General features: G+C 64.7%; 15 protein-coding genes and 1 pseudogene. 7 read left to right on the top strand and 9 right to left on the bottom strand.

The features are described from left to right. The 6 genes and pseudogenes from KBI52_RS06295 to KBI52_RS06270 form a co-directional block, all read left to right on the top strand. Positions 1 to 374, top strand: a pseudogene (locus KBI52_RS06295) (hypothetical protein); the annotation flags it as partial. Between the two features lie 89 nt (positions 375 to 463). Then, on the top strand, positions 464 to 2,059 hold the full coding sequence (locus tag KBI52_RS06290) for an arylsulfatase (protein WP_210806145.1): 1,596 nt from the start codon (positions 464 to 466) through the stop codon (positions 2,057 to 2,059). 31 nt (positions 2,060 to 2,090) lie between these two features. After that, positions 2,091 to 3,152 carry an HAD family phosphatase gene (locus KBI52_RS06285; protein ID WP_210806144.1) on the top strand — a complete coding sequence of 354 codons (1,062 nt, stop codon included), beginning with the start codon at positions 2,091 to 2,093 and terminating at the stop codon, positions 3,150 to 3,152. A 93-nt stretch (positions 3,153 to 3,245) separates the two neighbouring features. Beyond that, positions 3,246 to 3,488: a hypothetical protein gene (locus tag KBI52_RS06280; RefSeq protein WP_210806142.1), complete on the top strand. Its 243-nt coding sequence runs from the start codon at positions 3,246 to 3,248 to the stop codon at positions 3,486 to 3,488. A 44-nt stretch (positions 3,489 to 3,532) separates the two neighbouring features. Continuing rightward, complete coding sequence (locus KBI52_RS06275) at positions 3,533 to 3,916, top strand: hypothetical protein (protein ID WP_173945346.1); 384 nt, start codon at positions 3,533 to 3,535, stop codon at positions 3,914 to 3,916. 152 nt (positions 3,917 to 4,068) lie between these two features. After that, positions 4,069 to 4,578, top strand: coding sequence for a hypothetical protein (locus tag KBI52_RS06270; RefSeq protein ID WP_173945345.1), 510 nt, complete (start codon positions 4,069 to 4,071; stop codon positions 4,576 to 4,578). Between the two features lie 351 nt (positions 4,579 to 4,929). On the opposite strand, the gene KBI52_RS33970 is transcribed toward KBI52_RS06270, so the two are convergent. The 9 genes from KBI52_RS33970 to aldA form a co-directional block, all read right to left on the bottom strand. Beyond that, positions 4,930 to 5,214, bottom strand: coding sequence for a toprim domain-containing protein (locus tag KBI52_RS33970; protein ID WP_371823121.1), 285 nt, complete (start codon positions 5,212 to 5,214; stop codon positions 4,930 to 4,932). Between the two features lie 32 nt (positions 5,215 to 5,246). Then, complete coding sequence (locus KBI52_RS06260) at positions 5,247 to 5,744, bottom strand: hypothetical protein (RefSeq protein WP_210806138.1); 498 nt, start codon at positions 5,742 to 5,744, stop codon at positions 5,247 to 5,249. A gap of 542 nt (positions 5,745 to 6,286) precedes the next feature. Further along, a complete protein-coding gene (locus KBI52_RS06255; RefSeq protein WP_173945342.1) occupies positions 6,287 to 7,975 on the bottom strand; it encodes a GMC family oxidoreductase in 1,689 nt (562 codons plus the stop codon). Between the two features lie 36 nt (positions 7,976 to 8,011). Further along, positions 8,012 to 9,100, bottom strand: a complete 1,089-nt coding sequence (locus tag KBI52_RS06250; RefSeq protein ID WP_173945341.1) for a mandelate racemase/muconate lactonizing enzyme family protein — start codon at positions 9,098 to 9,100, stop codon at positions 8,012 to 8,014. Between the two features lie 41 nt (positions 9,101 to 9,141). Continuing rightward, a complete protein-coding gene (locus KBI52_RS06245) occupies positions 9,142 to 10,116 on the bottom strand; it encodes an ABC transporter permease (protein WP_173945340.1) in 975 nt (324 codons plus the stop codon). Between the two features lie 8 nt (positions 10,117 to 10,124). Further along, positions 10,125 to 11,126: an ABC transporter permease gene (locus tag KBI52_RS06240; protein WP_173945339.1), complete on the bottom strand. Its 1,002-nt coding sequence runs from the start codon at positions 11,124 to 11,126 to the stop codon at positions 10,125 to 10,127. Continuing rightward, positions 11,119 to 12,648 carry a sugar ABC transporter ATP-binding protein gene (locus KBI52_RS06235; RefSeq protein ID WP_210806136.1) on the bottom strand — a complete coding sequence of 510 codons (1,530 nt, stop codon included), beginning with the start codon at positions 12,646 to 12,648 and terminating at the stop codon, positions 11,119 to 11,121. The genes KBI52_RS06240 and KBI52_RS06235 overlap by 8 nt, the downstream gene beginning before the upstream one ends. 70 nt (positions 12,649 to 12,718) lie before the next feature. Continuing rightward, positions 12,719 to 13,696, bottom strand: coding sequence for an ABC transporter substrate-binding protein (locus KBI52_RS06230; RefSeq protein WP_173945337.1), 978 nt, complete (start codon positions 13,694 to 13,696; stop codon positions 12,719 to 12,721). A gap of 78 nt (positions 13,697 to 13,774) precedes the next feature. Further along, entirely contained in the window at positions 13,775 to 15,247 is a 1,473-nt protein-coding gene (gene aldA / locus KBI52_RS06225; protein WP_210806134.1) for an aldehyde dehydrogenase, read from the bottom strand. 324 nt (positions 15,248 to 15,571) lie between these two features. Between aldA and KBI52_RS06220 the strand changes: the two genes are divergently transcribed. Further along, a complete protein-coding gene (locus tag KBI52_RS06220; protein ID WP_173945335.1) occupies positions 15,572 to 16,333 on the top strand; it encodes an FCD domain-containing protein in 762 nt (253 codons plus the stop codon). Positions 16,334 to 17,305: the final 972 nt, after the last annotated feature.

Here is a 17,305-nt window from a genome sequence, read left to right as displayed (position 1 = left end):
TCGACGTGGCGGTGCTGGAGGGCAATCTGAACGGGGCGAGCGGACCGGCGGCCCTGTTCATCGATCACTTTGGTGGCTTCGGCGGTGGCTTCGGCGGGTTCCATGGTGGGTTCGCCGGCGGCGGCTTCCGCGGCGGCGGGGTGGATCGTTTCGGCGGTGACCGCTTCGGCTATGCGCGTGTCGGCGACGTCAACGTCGTGCATGGCACCTACTGGCATGCCCCGGTCTATCATGGTGCTTGGTACGGGGCCGGCGCCACGGCGGCCGGCATTGCCGCAGGGACCGCCATGGGAGCCGCCGAGGCGGCCTATCCGGACATTGGATACGGCGGTGGCGGCCTGTGCGGGTACTACCCTTATGGGCCTTGCTACTGAACGGAGTGCGTTTCGAGGTGAGTGAACCGGCGCGAATGTGCGGGAGACCGTTCGCTCACCCAATCCCTTTAAGTTGGAGCCTCAGAGATATGAAAGCCCATGCGAAGCTCGGTTTCGGACTGGCCACGTTGCTTGCCTCCGCGACGGTCACCGGCGCGCCGGCGGTCGCGCAGCAGCAAAAGCCCAACATCCTTGTCATCATGGCCGACGACATCGGCTACTGGAACATCAGCGCCTACAATCGCGGCATGATGGGCTACCGCACGCCCAACATCGACCGCATCGCCAATGAGGGTGCGATCTTCACCGACTACTACGGCCAGCAATCCTGTACGGCGGGGCGTGCCGCCTTCATCACCGGCCAGAGCCCCTTGCGGACCGGGCTCCTGAAAGTCGGATTGCCTGCCGCGAAGGAGGGCCTGTCGGAAAAGGATCCGACTATTGCCGAACTGCTCAAGCCGCAGGGCTACGTGACCGCGCAATTCGGCAAGAACCATCTCGGGGACCGCAACGAGTTCCTGCCGACGGTGCACGGCTTCGACGAATTCTTCGGCAACCTCTACCATCTCAATGCGGAGGATGAGCCCGAGCATCCGGATTATCCGAAAGACCCCGCTTTCAGAGCGATGTTCGGACCGCGCGGCGTGTTGCGCTGCCGTGCCACCGCGACCGACACGCCGGGCAGCGATTCCCGCTTCGGCCCATGGGGCAAGCAGACCTGCGAGGACACTGGCCCTCTCACCAAGAAGCGCATGGAGACGATCGACGAGGAATTCCTCAATGCGTCACTCGACTTCATCGACCGGGCGAACCGGGACCGGAAGCCGTTCTTCGTCTGGCTCAACCCGAGCCGCATGCACATCTGGACCCGGCTCAAGCCCGAGTCGCAGGGCAAGACCGGTCTCGGCATCTACCCGGACGGCATGGCGGAGCACGATGGGCAGGTCGGGCAGGTTCTAAAGAAGCTGGACGACCTCGGCATCGCCGACAACACGATCGTGATCTACACCACCGACAACGGGGCGGAGGTGTTCTCATGGCCGGACGGCGGCACGACGCCGTTCCGTGGCGAGAAGAACACCAACTGGGAGGGCGGCTATCGTGTTCCGGCCATCGTGCGATGGCCCGGCACGGTGCCGCCGCGCAGCGAAGTCAACGAGATCGTCTCTGCCGAGGATTGGACGACGACGCTTGTGGCCGCCGCCGGCGAGCCGGACATCAAGAACAAGCTGCTGCAAGGCTACGATGCGGTCGGCAAGGCCTTCAAGGTTCACCTGGACGGCTACGACCAGCGCGACCTGCTCGGACGCAAGGGACCGAGCAAGCGCCGCGAGTTCTTCTACTGGACCGATGACGGCAATCTCGCCGGCCTCCGCTATGACCAATGGAAGGCCGTGTTCCTGGAGCAGAAGGCGCATGGTCTTGATGTGTGGGCCCAGCCGATGATCGAACTGCGGCTGCCGATGCTGTTCAATCTTCGCTCCGATCCCTTCGAGCGCGCCCAGAACGAGTCCGGCGACTACGTCCGTTGGTTCATCGAGCATGCCTTCGTGGTTGTCCCGGCCCAGGCGATCGTCGGCCAGCATCTGGCGAGCTTCCAGCAGTTTCCGCCTCGCCAGCGACCTGGGTCCTTCTCGGTCGAGCAGGCCATGGAGAAGCTCAGGAATCCACCATCCAGCAATTAGCTGCGTCATCGCGGATAGGAATGGAGACGACATGAAACCGATCAATCCTCCCTCCGGCATCAACCGTCGCCTCATGCTCTCGTCCCTGGCGCTGCTGCCGGCCCTGTCCGGGCTCTCCCGTCCCATCCCGGCGGCCGCGCAGACGTCAACCGAAGGTGGCCCGCTGCCGTCGTGGAACGACGGGGCGGCGAAGCGTGCCATCCTCACCTTCGTGCGCGCCACCACCGACCCGTCGAACCCAGGGTTCGTCCGGCCGGAAGATCGCATCGCCGCCTTCGACCAGGACGGCACGCTGTGGGTGGAGCACCCGATGTACACCCAGGTGGTCTATTGCCTGGAGCGCGTTCCTGCCGTGGTGGAGAAACGGCCTGAACTCAGGGACGTCGAGCCCTTCAAGACCGTGCTCTCGGGTGATCGCGAGGCCATGGCGCGCCTCCCGATGGCGGACCTCGAACGGATCCTTGCCGCGACGCTGACAGGCATGTCGGTCGAGGAGTTCACCACCGAGGTACAGAGGTGGCTCGCTGCGGCGCGGGACCCGCGCTGGAAACGTCCTTACACGGAGCTCGCCTACCAGCCCATGCTCGAGGTGCTGCGCCACCTGCGCGACAACGGCTACAGGACCTACATCGTCACCGGCGGCGGCCAGGATTTCGTGCGCGTTTATGCGCAGCAGGTCTACGGGATCCCGCCCGAGCAGGTGGTCGGCACCGCCGGCGGAACGAAGTTCGGCTATGACACGGACGGCAAGCCGTTTCTGACAAAGGAGCCGAAGCTGCTCCTGAACAACAACGACGCCGGCAAGCCGGAGGGGATTCACCTGATGATCGGCCGGCGGCCCAATGCCGCCTTCGGCAACTCGGTCGGTGATCGGGAGATGCTGGAGTGGGTCGGTGCCGGCGATGGAGTGCGGCTGAAGATGCTGGTGCTCCACGACGACGCCACCCGCGAATACGCCTACGGCCCGGCGCAGGGCCTGCCCGACAGCAAGGTCGGCACCTTCTCCCCGGGCCTCTACGACGAGGCGGGGAAGGACGGCTGGACGGTGATCAGCATGAAGAACGACTGGAAGCGCATTTTCGCGTTCGAGTAGCCACTGCCGGATCGCGGCGCCAGGCTGCGGCAAGGAGCAAGGCCGGGGCAAGGCGCAAGGAGCGAATCCTGATCACCTCAAGGGAGGAGCAGCATGCACCGATTCACACGCCAATCGCGGGCCGCACTGCCATTCGGCTCGTGCGACGCGACTCTGACACTGCCGGGCGCCGCAGCTATGGCCCAGCAGCCGAAGCCCAGCGTCGTGTTCATCCTCGCCGACACCGTCGGCTCCAGCGATCCGGGCTACGACGGCGGCGGCAGGATGCGCCGAGCGCCGACGCCGCGCATCGATCACAACTTGGCCGCTCGCTTTTGCGGGAGGCTGTCCGCGTAGACCGAGCCGTTCCCGTCGAGATCCCAGCCACCTGGAGGGTAACAATGCAGATCCCATCGATCCTGACGCTTGGCGCAATCAGCCTGGCCTTGTCCGCATGCCAAACCCCGCAGCAGGCTGTTCAGGACAAGGAAGATCTGCTCGCGGCAGCCGGGTTCACGCTTCAGCCCGCCAATTCCCCGGCACGGATTGCCGCCATGAAAAAGCTTCCGCCGAACAAGTTCGTTCGTCAGACCTCAGGTGGGACGGTGGTCTATGTCTATGCCGATCCTGCCGGGTGTCAGTGCGTCTATTTCGGCAACCAGGCAGCTTGGTCGAGTTACCGTGCCGCCGTCTTTGCCAAGCAACTGGCCGATGAGCAGCAGATGACCGCGATGATGAACCAGGATGCCTTCGACTTCGGGCCGTGGGGGCCCGGTTTCTGGTAAGTCGTTCCTTCCGCTCGCATGCGCAGCCGTTTTGCCGCGAGTGGGGACCGCACGAGCGACCATCGACAATTCGATCATGATCCCGGTCGGTCGGTTCCTTTGCGAGGTAGCTTACCGGGTTTCAACGTAACGCTTCGTTGAAGGAGGATTTGATGACGGTGAGACCTGTCATGCTTCTGATCTTGGCCTACGGAGCCGCGCTCACGGGGTTGATCGTACGACCGACTGCTGCCGCAGCCTTCACCTGCCCGGAGACCGTGACGACCGATGCGCTGAGGAATACGCCCTTGCTGAGCGCCTTACCTTCGGACGCAACGAACCTCACAGCCGACACTCGGGTCGGTGAGCTTGTGGCCGACTTTCGCAAGAATGGAATGAAACCGGCTCTCGTCGTCGACTATCTGGTTGGCGCCTATTGTCCGCTCGTGGCAAACGACGCCACCCTCTCGGACCCGCAGAAGACCGACCGGGTTCGGCGGTTCGCGCGGCAGGTGACGGGGCTCGCCTACGGGCAGTCGGGCCAAGAGGAGTTGGAGGTTCTCCTCGACGTGCCCTTGGTGCCGACGGTACTTAGCCAAGTAGAGCAGGCAGCGGCGGGGGCTGGGATGTCACGGGCTGCATGGATCGAGCGAGCGATCAAGCGACAGTTGGCGGTACCATGATCCAACGATTTCGATTCTGACCTCGCGTGACGCCGCCGTCATGGAAACTGAATGGCACCGGCCAGGGCGCGGAATATCGAGTGGATCCGGAACATGACGTGAGGCGGGCGAGCTGATCGCCATCGACATGGACGGCTGTACGGTCTACCCGGCGTTTCAGTTGGAAAAACCCGACGACAATCCTGCACGTGCGCAAGATCCTCCTGATAACTTCAGAACCTCGCCTGCCTTGGTCATCTTGAAGAGCATCTGCTTGATGCCGTTGCTGCTCCGTCTTCCAGCTCCGGAGGCAGGTTGAGAGGGCGCCGCGCTGGTGTGGGGGGAAGGTGCTCGACAGTGTACGCTTTGGGATCAAGCATGGTGCCGGTCCCCTTTCGGAGAATTATTGAGATCAGAGGACTCGGCATGAGCCGTCACGACGAAGACTTCACGGCCGGCTTCACGCCACCGTTCGGAGCAGGTGCTTGCAGCCTTTTGGCCCGCTGGGTCATTGTCGACTGCCATCCAAAGGCACTCGACACCACCAAGGACCGGTAGGCTGCTCACTCCTCCAGCGGACAGGAGGCACCAGATAGGGCCAGGACCGAACTCATGGGCGAGCCGGAGAGACAAGGTGCTTTCCAGGCCTTCACCCACACCAAGGCATAAGGTCACGTCCGGGTCGGGTGTCAGCTTGATCGCACCGCCATGAATCGGACCAAGAGACAGGCGTCATGGCCTGATACATTCCCCTTGTGCCCCTCGGCGGTCAAAGCGGTCCTGTGGATGGCCTTGGGTTCGTTGGTGAGAATATCCCGCACAAGACACACCATCGCCGCTGTAGAGCTTCCCGCGAAGGGACAAGTGGGATGGAAGTGGATGGCTTCACCCGCGGCAGCGCGTGGCAGATCGAGCCCACGGCGCCGGAGATAGGATTCAACGGGAGTGCTGTGTGGATCCATGGCCTCGGCCCAGATGCGCAATGCCTGGGCAGAGCGAGCCGCATAGGTAAGACCGTCATGGGCACACCATTTCAGCGGATCCAGCGAAATCCCTTTTTCGGAAGTCTTTGAATAAGTGAACGGAAGGCCCAGCTTGTCCCGTACATAATCCTTGGCCTCCAGAGGGCCGTCGCCGCAGAAGCTATGAACGAGGAAGCCGCCGGGGGCCTGCGGATCGAGCCGCACGGCAAGAGAGCGGTCCCGGGTGAATGCTTCGGGCCAGGCGCCAGAACCTGTGAGCCAGACACCCCACCGCCGAGTGTGTCGGCGAGGGAGGCGAGGGAGAGGGTACTCATCGCGCCGCCACCCAGCCATAGAGGTAGCCCTCATCACTGAAGCAGGCGACCACGCGCACCCTTGTCAGGGACAGGGGGCTCGTCCTAAAATCGTTGGCAGAAGTTCTACCTAGCTTCTTGACCACATTGCCGCCGTTCCGGGGACCAGCCGGTGCGGCGGTTCTCTTTTGAATCCTTCGTTTGTCCCTTACGAAATGTTCCCTTTGTCCTTGTGGACGAGGAGCGTGGTCTAGCTAGATCAATGACTTGCAAGCGCTTCCCAAGCTGAATGTCGTGGGTTCGATTCCCATCGCCTGCTCCAAATAAAGCCCTGCATTTGCAGAGCTTTTCGTGTCTGGACTCCGTGGGGTCGACCAGAGTGCCCCGGCGGTCCGGAGAGACCAGGCGGTTGCGCCGAACAACCGCCGAGCAGTCTTCCCCTCCAGGACAGGTTCAGCTCAGCGTGGCGACGCTCATGTCTCCTTGTTCGGACAGGCGCGGTCCGAACTGGGAGGTGCTGACCGTAGGCCGGCCGGTGATGAGCTCGGCGCAGCGGCTTCCCATCATCATGGCGGGGGCATTGGTGTTCCCCGCGTTGATGTTGGGCATGGCCGAGAGGTCGCAGACGCGCAGGTTCTCGACCCCGCGGACGCGGAGCCTGGAATCGAGGACGGCCATCGGATCGCTCGCCGTTCCCATCCGGCATGTCCCGCTCGGGTGATAGTTCGTTTTCACGAAACGCCGGCAGTGCTTCATGATCGCCTCATCGCTGAGGTCGTTCGGATCGGGGATCGACACGCGCTCGATCCGCTCCTTCAGCGGGCTGGTCTCGAAAGCCCGGATGAAGAAGCGCTGACCGTCGATCATGGCCTGGGCGTCGTCCTGATGCTTCAACAGATTGGGCGAGACCAACGGCATGGCGTCCGGATCGGCGGAGCTCAGGCGGACATAGCCGCGGGATTTCGGTTTCACCACCACGGTCGTGATCGTCAGCCCGTAGGTGTCGTCCACGAGGCCGAGCGTGTCGCGATCGAGATAGATGATCGGCACGCAGAAGGCCTGGATGGTGGGTTCCGCATTCGGGTCGGTCGGATTGACGAAGGCGCCGGCTTCGACGCCCGCCGAAAGGATCGGGCCCGAACCGAAGAGCCGGAAGTGGATGCCGTTGCGGAGCATCCGCCACCCGACACCCTGCTTGTAATAGCCGTAGGGTCCGTTCGCCTTCGCGATGAGCGGCACCTCCGGATGATCGATGAGGTTCTCCCCGATGCCCGGCAGGTCGGCGATGCAATCGATCCCGTGCTCCCGCAGCTGATCGGCGGGGCCGATCCCGGACAGCATGAGGAGCTGCGGCGTGACGAGCGCCCCGGAGGCGACGATCACCTCGCCATCCGCATGGACCGTGTGATCCATCCCCTTGGCATCCCGATAGGTGACACCCACGGCGCGGCCGTTCTCGATCTCGATCCTGCGCACCCGGGACTGGAGGCGGATGACGAGGTTCGGGTTGTCCGCCAGCGGAGCCAGAAACGCATAGGCGGCGCTGCTGCGCCGGCCGCGCCGGTTCATGAACTGGTAGAACCCGACACCCCGCTGCGTCGGCCCGTTGAAGTCCGGGGAGAACGGCTCGCCCAGGGCCTGGATGGCCTGAACGAACCAGCGCGACATGTCGTTGATGTGGCCCGGGTCGGAGACGAGAAGCGGCCCGTCCGCCCCGTGCAGCTCGTTGTAGAGCCTGTTGTTACCCTCCATGGTGCGGAAATGGGGCAGGACGTCGGCCCAGCTCCAGCCGGGATAATCGTTCTCCCCGTGCAGCATGTCGTGCCATTCGTCGTAGTCGGATGGGCGGCCGCGCATGTAGACCTGCGCATTGACCGAGGAGCCGCCGCCGAGGACGTTGGCCTGCGGAATGTCGTGGACCCGGCCCTCGAGATGCTCCTGCGGGACCGTGTGGTGATACCGCATGTACTTGCTGCCGTTGATCATCTTGAAGATGCCCGGCGGCATGTCGAGGAGGGGATGGCGGTGCGAGTAGCCGCCTTCCAGCAGCAGCACGCGTCGACCCTCGTTGACCAGGCGCGCGGCCGCCACCGAGCCCGAGGAGCCGCCGCCGACGACGATGTAGTCAAAACGCTCTTTCATGGAGACACCTGTTTCCTGCCGACCCATCGGGTGGGTTCAGGCCCTGATCGTTTCAAGGCCCTTCCAGTCGAACGCGATCCCGTGGCCGGGTCGGTCCGGCGCTAGGGCAAAGCCGTCCCGGATCGCGAGCGGCTCGGCGATGTAGCGTTCGAGCCCGAAGCCGTGGGCCTCGAGATAGGAGCGGTTCGGACACGCCGCGAGAAGATGCACGGTCACGTCATGAGCGCCGTGGCTGGTCACCGGCAGATTGAAGGCCTCCGCCAAGTGGGCGATCTTCATGAACGGGGTGACGCCGCCGCAATTGGTAACGTCCGGCTCCGGATAGGTCACGCCGCCGCCGGCCACGTAGAGCTTGAACTCCCAGAGCGTGCGCAGGTTCTCGCCCGCCGCGATCGGGAGCCCGCCCTCGCGCACGATGCGGGCGTGGCCCGCCGGATCGTCGGGAATGGTCGGCTCTTCGAGCCAGGTCAGGTCGAAGGGCTGAAGGGCTCTGGCGGCCCGGATCGCTCCGTCGACGCTCCACTTCATGTTGGCGTCGGCCATCAGGGGAAAGCCGGCGCCGAGATGCTCGCGCATGGCGCCGACGCGCTCAACGTCCTCGAACAGGTTGGCGCGGCCCACCTTCATCTTGATAGCGCGAAAACCCTTGCCGAGATTGTCGTCCGTCTGGCGCAGGAGCTTGTCGAGGGGCAGTTCGAGATCGATGCCGCCGGCATAGCAGGGCACCTTGGCGTCGAAGCCGCCGAGGGCCTTCCACAATGGGAGATTGGCGCGTTTCGCCTTGAGGTCCCAGAGGGCCATGTCGAAGGCCGACAGCGCCAGGACGGTCGGGCCGCCGCGGCCGCCGTAATGGAGCGCCCACCAGGCCTTGTGCCAGAGGCGCTCGATCTCGTCGGCCTCCTCGCCGTCCATGATCTCGGGCAGTTCGCGGGCGAGAACCGTGTCGATGGCGGCGCCGTTGCGGCCCACCGTGAAGGTGTAGCCGACGCCCTCCGCTCCGTCTGCGTCGCGGAGGCGCACCGTGTTGAGCTCGAAAGCGCGCATCTCGCCATGCATGGAATCGGTCAGAACGCTCGGCAGCGGGATGCGATAGAAGCCGGGTTCGATGGAAGTGATGCGGGGCATGGTCGTCCTTCTTCGCTCGGTGGTCGAATGCGGGGCTGGCCCTATGCGGCCTCTTCGGTGCGCATGCTCAGCCGCGCCTGAATGGCGACGACGAGCAGCAGGAATGCGCCGCGGATGACCGATTGCCAATACGCGGAGAGGCTGATCCAGCCGAGGCCGTTCTCGAAATTCAGGATGTTGAAGATGAGCCCGAGCAGGAGAACGCCCGCGAGGGTGGATCCGACGGAGCCGACGCCCCCGGTCAGCAGCGTGCCGCCCACGACCACGGCCGCGATCGCGAAGAGCTCCCAACCGACGCCCTCGATCGGCTGGCCCGCGCCGAACTGCGCCGCCAGGATGACGCCTGCCAGGCCCGCGAGGCCGCCGCTGGTGAGATACACGAGCGCCTTCACCCGGCTCGCGGGCAATCCCATGAGACGAGCCGCATCCTCGTTCCCGCCGATGGCGAGCACGGTGCGCCCAAAGGAGGTGAGATTGAGGACGAGGGAGCCGACGAGATAGGCAAACAGGGCCATCCAGGCCGGGATCGGAAAGCCGAGGAAATCTCCCTGACCGAGTTCGGTGAAGCCCGATTCGTAGGACACCGAGACGGACTGGTTTTCCGCCAGCAGCAGCGCGCAGCCGCTCGCCGCCAGCATCGTCGCGAGGGTTGTGATGAACGGCAGAATGCCGAGCCGGGTGATGATGAATGCATTGCACGCGCCGACTGCCAGACCGGCAGCCAGTCCGCCGAGCAGGCCGGGCAGAACCCCGTAGGGGGAGAGCAGGGCGGCCACGACGCTCCCGAGAGCAGCCGTCGATCCGACCGAGAGATCGATGCCCCCGGTGATGATGACGAAGCACATCCCGAGCGCGACCAGCGCGAACATGCTGTTGTAGCGAAGGACCGACAGGACGTTGAAGGCGCCGAGGAAGTTCTCGTACCGGAGCCAGCCGAACACGATGAGCGCGAGCAGAGCAATCAGCACCCCGTAGCGGCCGATGCCTTGGAATATCCTGAGGGAGGTTGTGTTCATCGGCGACCTCAGCGATGGCTCTGCCGCTGCAGCCAGACGGCCAGGACGATGATGACGGCCTTCGCCACGAGGGCCGCCGCATCGGGAACGCCGTTGGCGAGCAGTGTGTAGCGCACGAGCTGGATGATGAGCGCGCCGACCAGGGTGCCGAGCACGGTAGCCCGTCCGCCGGTGAGCAGCGTCCCGCCCACCGCTACCGCCGCGATGGCGTCGAGCTCCATGCCGAGGCCGACGAGATTGGCGTCGGCCGCGGAGTTGCGGGCGATCACGATGAGGCCTGCGACCCCGGACAGGAGCCCGCTGATCAAGTAGACCCGTTGCTTCACGGACGTCACGGGAATGCCTGCGAGCCGGGCGGCGCGCTCGTTGCCGCCGATGGCCAGGATCTGCCGGCCGAAGACGGTGCGCCGGAGCATCCAGGCGGCCGCCGCGACGATGACAACCATCAGGATGGCCTGAAAGGGGATGCCGAAGACCCGTCCCAGGCCGATGAACTGAAAGCTCGGCAGGTTGAAGACCTGCAGGTTGCCGTTGGTGAAGACCTGGGCGATGCCGCGTCCGGCGATAAACAGCACGAGGGTGGCGATGATCGGCTGGATCCGCAGGCGCGTCACCAGCCACCCGTTGAACCATCCGAGCGCCGCCGTCACCAGAACAGGCACAACGAAGGCCAGTGCGATGCCGATGGCCGGGTGGGGGAGGGGAAAAAGCTTACCAAGGAAGATCAGCGGCGCCAGGGCTCCGGCAATCGCCATGAGGGCACCGACCGAGAGATCGATCCCTCCGGTTGCGATGACGAGCGTCATCCCGACGCCCACGATCACGATGGTGCAGACCTGGGTGAGGTTGACGTTGAGCGTCTGCCAGGTGGCGAAGTTGGGCGTGATCACGAGGTTGACGAGGATCAGAAGCACGAGGGCGATCCAGGCTCCATGGCGCGTCAGCACGGTCTTCACGTCGAGCCGAGGAGCCCTTTGTGCCGGAGGCAGGGTCGTGGCGGTCTCAGCCATGCGCGGCCTCCGGAACGCTCTCGTGCCCGTGAGCCATGGCGGCCATGACGTTCTGCTCGGTCACGGCATCGCCTTTCAGTTCCGAGGCCGTGTGGCCGTCGCGGAGAACGAAGATGCGGCTTGCCGCCTCGACCACCTCCTCGAGCTCCGACGAGATCATCAGAACGCCGAGTCCCTGGCCGGCCAGTTCCCGGATCAGGCTGAGGATCTCGGCCTTTGCGCCGACATCGATGCCACGGGTCGGCTCGTCGAGGATGAGGAGCCTGGGGTTCATGCAGAGCCAGCGCGCCAGCAGTACCTTCTGCTGGTTGCCGCCCGAGAGTTCGCGGATTCGCTGCTCCGGGCCCGAGCAGCGAATGCCCAAACGCTTGATGAAGCGGTCGACGATCTCGCGGCTGCGGGCTTCGTCCACGATGCCGCGTCGCGACAGCTGCGGCATGAGCGCGAGCGTCAGGTTCTCGCGCACGGACATGTCGGGAATGATGCCTTCCAGCTTGCGGTCTTCCGAGCAGAAACCCATGCCGGCCCGGATGGCGTCCGACGGGGCCGCGATGGCGTTCTCCCGTCCGGCGAAAGCGATCGTGCCGGAATCCGGCTTGTCGGCTCCGTAAACGGCACGGACGGATTCGGTCCTGCCCGCGCCGAGCAGTCCGGCGAGACCGACGATCTCACCGGGGCGCACTTCGAAGCTGACGTCCCGGACCTTGCACCCGGCGGCGAGGTTTCGAACCTCCAGAACTGGCGCGCGAGCGTCGGCGGCCGATGGGTCCGCATCGTGCGGCTCCTGCAGGACCTGCGTCAGTTCGCGGCCCAGCATGGAGGTGACGAGATCGAGCCGGGACAGACGGGTCATCGGCGCGACCTTCACGGTGCGGCCGTCGCGCATGATGGTGACGCGGTCGCAGACGGCGTAGAGCTCGTCGAGCTTATGGCTCACGAAGATCACCGAGACGCCGGCTGCCTTGAGCTGGCGGATCACCCCGAACAGAACCTGGACCTCGCGCTCGTCGAGGGACGACGTGGGCTCGTCCATGATGACGAGCTTGGCATCGAACCCGATCGCCCGGGCGATGGCGACCATCTGCTGCACGGCGGTCGGGTACACCATGAGCGGACGGCGGACATCGATGGTGATGTTGAAGCGCGCGAGAAGGGTGCGGGCTTCCGCGTGCATGGCGGGCCAGTCGAGCAGGCCGAAGCGCCGCTTCTCACGGCCGAGGCAGATGTTCTCGGTCACGGACCGGTAGGACACCAGGTTGATCTCCTGGTAGATCGTGCTGATGCCGGCCCTCTGGGCTTCCTGCGGGGAGGAGAACTCGACGGGTTTGCCGTCGAACAGGATCTCGCCGGCATCCTTGCGGTAGTAGCCGGTCAGGATCTTGATCATCGTCGACTTGCCGGCACCGTTCTGGCCGATCAGCGCATGAACCTCACCCTTCTCGACCGCGAGTTCGGCCTCGCGCAGAGCCGGGATGCCGGCGAAGCGCTTGTCGATGCCACGCATGGTGAGGAGCGGCGCCATGAAAGCTCCGGTAAGGGGTTCAGCCAAACAGGAAAGGCGCTGCCTGCGCAGGCAGGCAGCGCCCTGGCGTTCAGTACGCGTCGGAGATGAGCTGGGCCGCGTTCGACTTGTCGAAGAAGCGGTCGGTGTTCACCACCCATGGCTTGATCTGCTCGCCCTTGGCATAGCGTGCCAGGGTTTCGAAAGCCTTCGGTCCGAACTTCGGATTGCACTCGACGGTGGCCAGCATCTTGCCGTCGATGATGGCCTGCAGCGCATCGCGCGTGCCGTCGACGGAGACCACGATCACGTCCTTGCCCGGCTTCTTGCCGGCCGCCTCAAGGGCCGCGATGGCGCCGATGGCCATCTCGTCGTTGTGCGCGTAAATGGCGGTCGCGTCCGGATGGGCCTGCAGCAGCGTCTCGGCCACCTGGCGGCCCTTGTCGCGGGCGAAGTCGCCCGACTGGGACGCCACGATCTTCATGCCGGAATGAGCCTTGATGTAATCCTCGAAGCCCTTGCGGCGGTCATTGGCCGGCGAGGAGCCCGTGGTGCCTTCGAGCTGAATGATCTTGGCCTTGCCGTCCATGGCCTTGGTCAGGGCCTCCGCGGCGCGTTTGCCTTCGTCGACGAAGTCCGAGCCGATGAAGGTGACGTAGTCCTTGCCCGCCTTGGCGAGGTTCTGGTCCACGTTGCGATCGAGCAGGATGACCGGGATGCCGGCTTTCTTGGCGGCCATCACGGCCGGGATGAGGGGTTTCTCCTCGCGCGGGGCGAGGAAGATCAGGTCGACGCCCTGAGCGATCATCGAGTTGACGTCGGCGACCTGCTTGGCGGCGGAGCCGGCTGCGTCCGTGTAGACGAGCTGGTGTCCGAGCTTTGCGGCCTCGGCCTTCATGCTCTCCGTCTGCGCGATGCGCCATGGATTGTTCGACTCCGTCTGCGCGAAGCCGACCTTGTACTTGTCCTTCTGCTTCAGCTTGGGCAGCTCCTGCGCGGACACGCCGCCGAGACCCAGGCCGATGGCGGCCACGCCTGTCGCGAGGGCCAGGAAAGTTCTTCTGAGCATAGTTTTCCTCCATGAAGTTTTTCGCCCCTTTGTCGGGGTTCTTTATGGATTGCTGCAGCCGTTCGGGGCTGCAGGCCGTCACCAGCGGACATAGGTGGTCTGCTTCCGCAGGTATCCGTCGAAACCGTACTTGCCGTCCTCGCCGCCGAGCCCCGAATGCTTCCAGCCCGTGTGGAAGCCCTGCACGAGCTCCCCGCACGGGCGGTTGACGTAGAGCTCGCCGAAGGAGAGCTCCCGGGACAGGCGCATGACCCGGCGCAGGTCGTTCGTGTAGACATAGGCCGACAGGCCGTAGCTCGTGTCGTTGGCGAAGCTCAGGGCCTGCTCGAAGCTGTCGACCGTCATGACAGGCGCCACGGGGCCGAAGATCTCCCGCTGCATCACCGGCGCCCGGTTGCTGTCGACCCGCAGCACCGTGGGCTCGAACCAGTGACCCCGGGCGAACTCGCCCCGGGTCAGCCGGTGCCCGCCGGCGAGCACCTCGGCGCCTGCCGCCATGGCCTCGTTGACGATCTCCTCGACCTTGTCGACCTCGGGCCGATTCACTTTGGGACCCATGTCGGGACTCGTCATGGGATCGGCGAGCCTGAGCGCCTTCACGCGCGAGACGAACTTGTCGAGGAAGGGTTCGGCAATGTCCTTGTGCAGATACATGCGCTCGTTGCAGGTGCAGATCTGCCCGCAATTCGTGAAGCGGGAAATGATCGCCGCTTCGACGGCCGCGTCGACGTCGGCGTCCTCGAGAACGATGAAGGGTGCCTTCCCGCCCAGTTCCAGCCGGATGACCTTCAGGTCCTGGGCGCCTGCGGCGTAGATCTCCCGTCCCGCCCGCACGCTGCCCGTCATGGTCACGAGGTCGGTCAAAGGCGAACGCACGAGGGCGTCGCCGATGGATCGTCCGTCGCCGGTGACCACGTTGAGCACGCCTTTCGGCAGCCCGACCTCATGGGCGAGCCTGGCGATCTCGATGGCCGACAGGGGAGTGGATTCATGACCCTTCACCACGATGGTGTTGCCGGCCACGAGGGCAGGGCCGATCTTGCGGGCGGCCAGAGCCGCCGGATAATTCCAGGCGGTCAGGCCGACGACCACGCCGAAGGGCACGCGCCGGATCCAGACATCCTCGTTCGGATGGTCCGAAGGAAGGAGATCGCCTTCGATGCGCCGGGCGTTCTCGGCCGCATAGGTGAGAAACGTCATGACGGCGTCGATCTCGCCCTCGGCCTGGTTCAGGGGCTTCCCCTGCTCCAGCACCACGATCCGGGCGAGATGCGCCTTCTCACGGCGGATGGCTGCTGCAAGATCGGAAACGTAGCCCGCGCGCACGATGGGCGGCAGAGCCGCCCAAGCCGGCTGGGCCCGTTTGGCGGCCTCCAGGGCGGCCGTCGCATCCTCGACCGAGCCGACCGGCACGGTCGCGAAAACCGACTCGTTGGCAGGGTTTTCGACCTCAAGGCGGCCAGGCGCCCGGCCATCGGTCCAGGCCCCGTCGATATACATCTGGTAGGGGGTCACTGTGTCGGCGTGGCGGGCGGACGTGGGAGCACTCATCGCGAGCTCCCGACAAAAGAGGTTGCTTGAGGGGCAAAGGCGAAGCCTTGCCCTGGGGTGCCTGCAAATGGCGTCACTCGTGTTTCCTCCGAGTTTGCTCAGGCTGAGCAACATCACACCAAACGTCGCTGATGAATCTATTTGGTATGACCGAAACTAGGATGGAGCAGCGGAATATGGGCTGTCAAGGAGATAGGATGATCCGATACTCCTTGATCGTCTGACGGAGACTGGCATTTGGTCCGACCATATGTTAGCCGAGGAAGAGCGCGCCAAGTCTCACATGAAGGACTTGTCCGCGCGGAAGAACGGACGGGGGACGTCATGGATCGAGACGTGGAGCTGCTTGGCAAGGATCCGATCGGGCGTCGGTCGGACGCGGTTGCGGAGGCGCTCGCGCGCATGATCCAGTCGGGCACTCTTCAGGTGGGCGATCGCCTTCCTGCCGAGCGAGACCTGATGCACCGTTATGGCGTGAGCCGCTCGGCGGTCCGGGAGGCCATCGTCTCGCTGGCCAATCGTGGGCTCGTGGTGACTCGGCTGGGGCACCGCCCCATCGTCCGCAAGCCTGATTACGAGATCGCCATCGACAAGGTCGGGAATCTCGTTGGACATCTCGTGGTGGAGCGGAACGGGGTCTGGAATCTGTTCGAGTCCCGCATCTTTCTCGAGGCGGCGCTGGCCCGCTGGGCTGCCAGCCATGCCCGGCGTGACGACCTCGAGGAGCTTCGCGCCGCGCTGGAAGCCAATCGACAGGCCATCGGCCACCCCCTTCAGTTCGACGCAACCGACGCCGAATTCCATGCGGTCCTCTACCGGATGCCCGGCAATCCCATCTATCCGGCCGTGCACAAAGCCTATGTGGAGTGGCTCGTCCAGCACTGGCGGTCCATGAAGCGCGGCGCCGACATCGACCAGATGAACTATGCCGGGCACGAGGCGATCTTCGATGCCATCGCGGCCCGAGATCCGGACGGTGCAGAGGAAGCACTTCGTCGCCACCTCGTCGCGGCCTGGGAGTTCGTGCGGTCGACATTCGCCGCCGACCGTCGCGGGCGCAGTCAGCCTCCGCTCGGAGAAGCATAGGTCCCGCATCCGCACGGCAGGCTGGGCTCCCGGGTCCGCCAGGAAGCGGACCTGTTCGGATCGAGGTGCCGGGCTCGCCTCCGCCCTTCCGACCGGAGGGCTGGGTGGAGGCTGAGGGGCGCCGAAATCCGTTGCGCAGGCCGGCCGTCCCGAAGCGGCCTTGCCATCTCCGGAGCATCGTCTTGGCTGCGAGCGTCTTCCTGCTGCGCCCCCCATACTCCGTGTTCGAGCCATGAAGCCGAACGCGGTTCCGGCCAGGGGGAGGGGGCAAGCTCGGGATTTGTCCAAGCGGCACGTCATGGGTTCGAACCCCATCGTTTATTCAGGGGGGTCGTGCACCTTCCAGGTGCCACCACTCCCGGAAAGCGTCCGTGTCCGGGATGATCGACACCCTTTCGGGGTCGTCAGGAGTTGACAAACGATCCGGGAATCGACATATCCGCAGCCCCGCCGGAACTTGGTTCGGGCGAGCTTCACTCCCATACGACGCCGACGCTGCCGAGATCCTCGGATCTCGCCTTTCGTCTGTGTCCCGACCGCAGTCTTGTTTGACCCCGGTCAACGGCAAGAGCCATGGACGCCAGTATATGGCATGTCTCCAAGGCTCCTCTGACGCAAAGAGGAAGCATCCAGATCGAAATCATCGATCCGGATGAGACCAACGCGGAAGCGAATACGCTTCCGCGAACGGTGAAGCTTGTCTGAATACTTTCTGACGGCCGGGCGGCGCCGGTTTCGAGAAAATTTCTTCGAGAAAGGTGTTGACCTGGGGAAGGGGTTCGAGTAGAACAACTTCATCGGCGGCGGGGTTCTTCGGAACTGAGCTGCGGCGGACTTCAAGGCCTGGCGGGCCCGCAAGGGTGGTCGGGAGGCTTGGGGTTCTCTGGCGTCTTCGGGTGCTGGGATTTTGCTCTTTGACATTGTTGAGAGGGAAGAGAAGCGTAGGCGGCGGTGTCCTTGCGCCGGTCCTTT

Source organism: Microvirga sp. HBU67558 (assembly GCF_018069605.1).
GTDB classification, from domain to species: domain Bacteria; phylum Pseudomonadota; class Alphaproteobacteria; order Rhizobiales; family Beijerinckiaceae; genus Microvirga; species Microvirga terrae.
The sequence above is the reverse complement of the archived record's forward strand: the minus strand, read 5'-3'. Positions and strand labels throughout refer to the sequence as shown.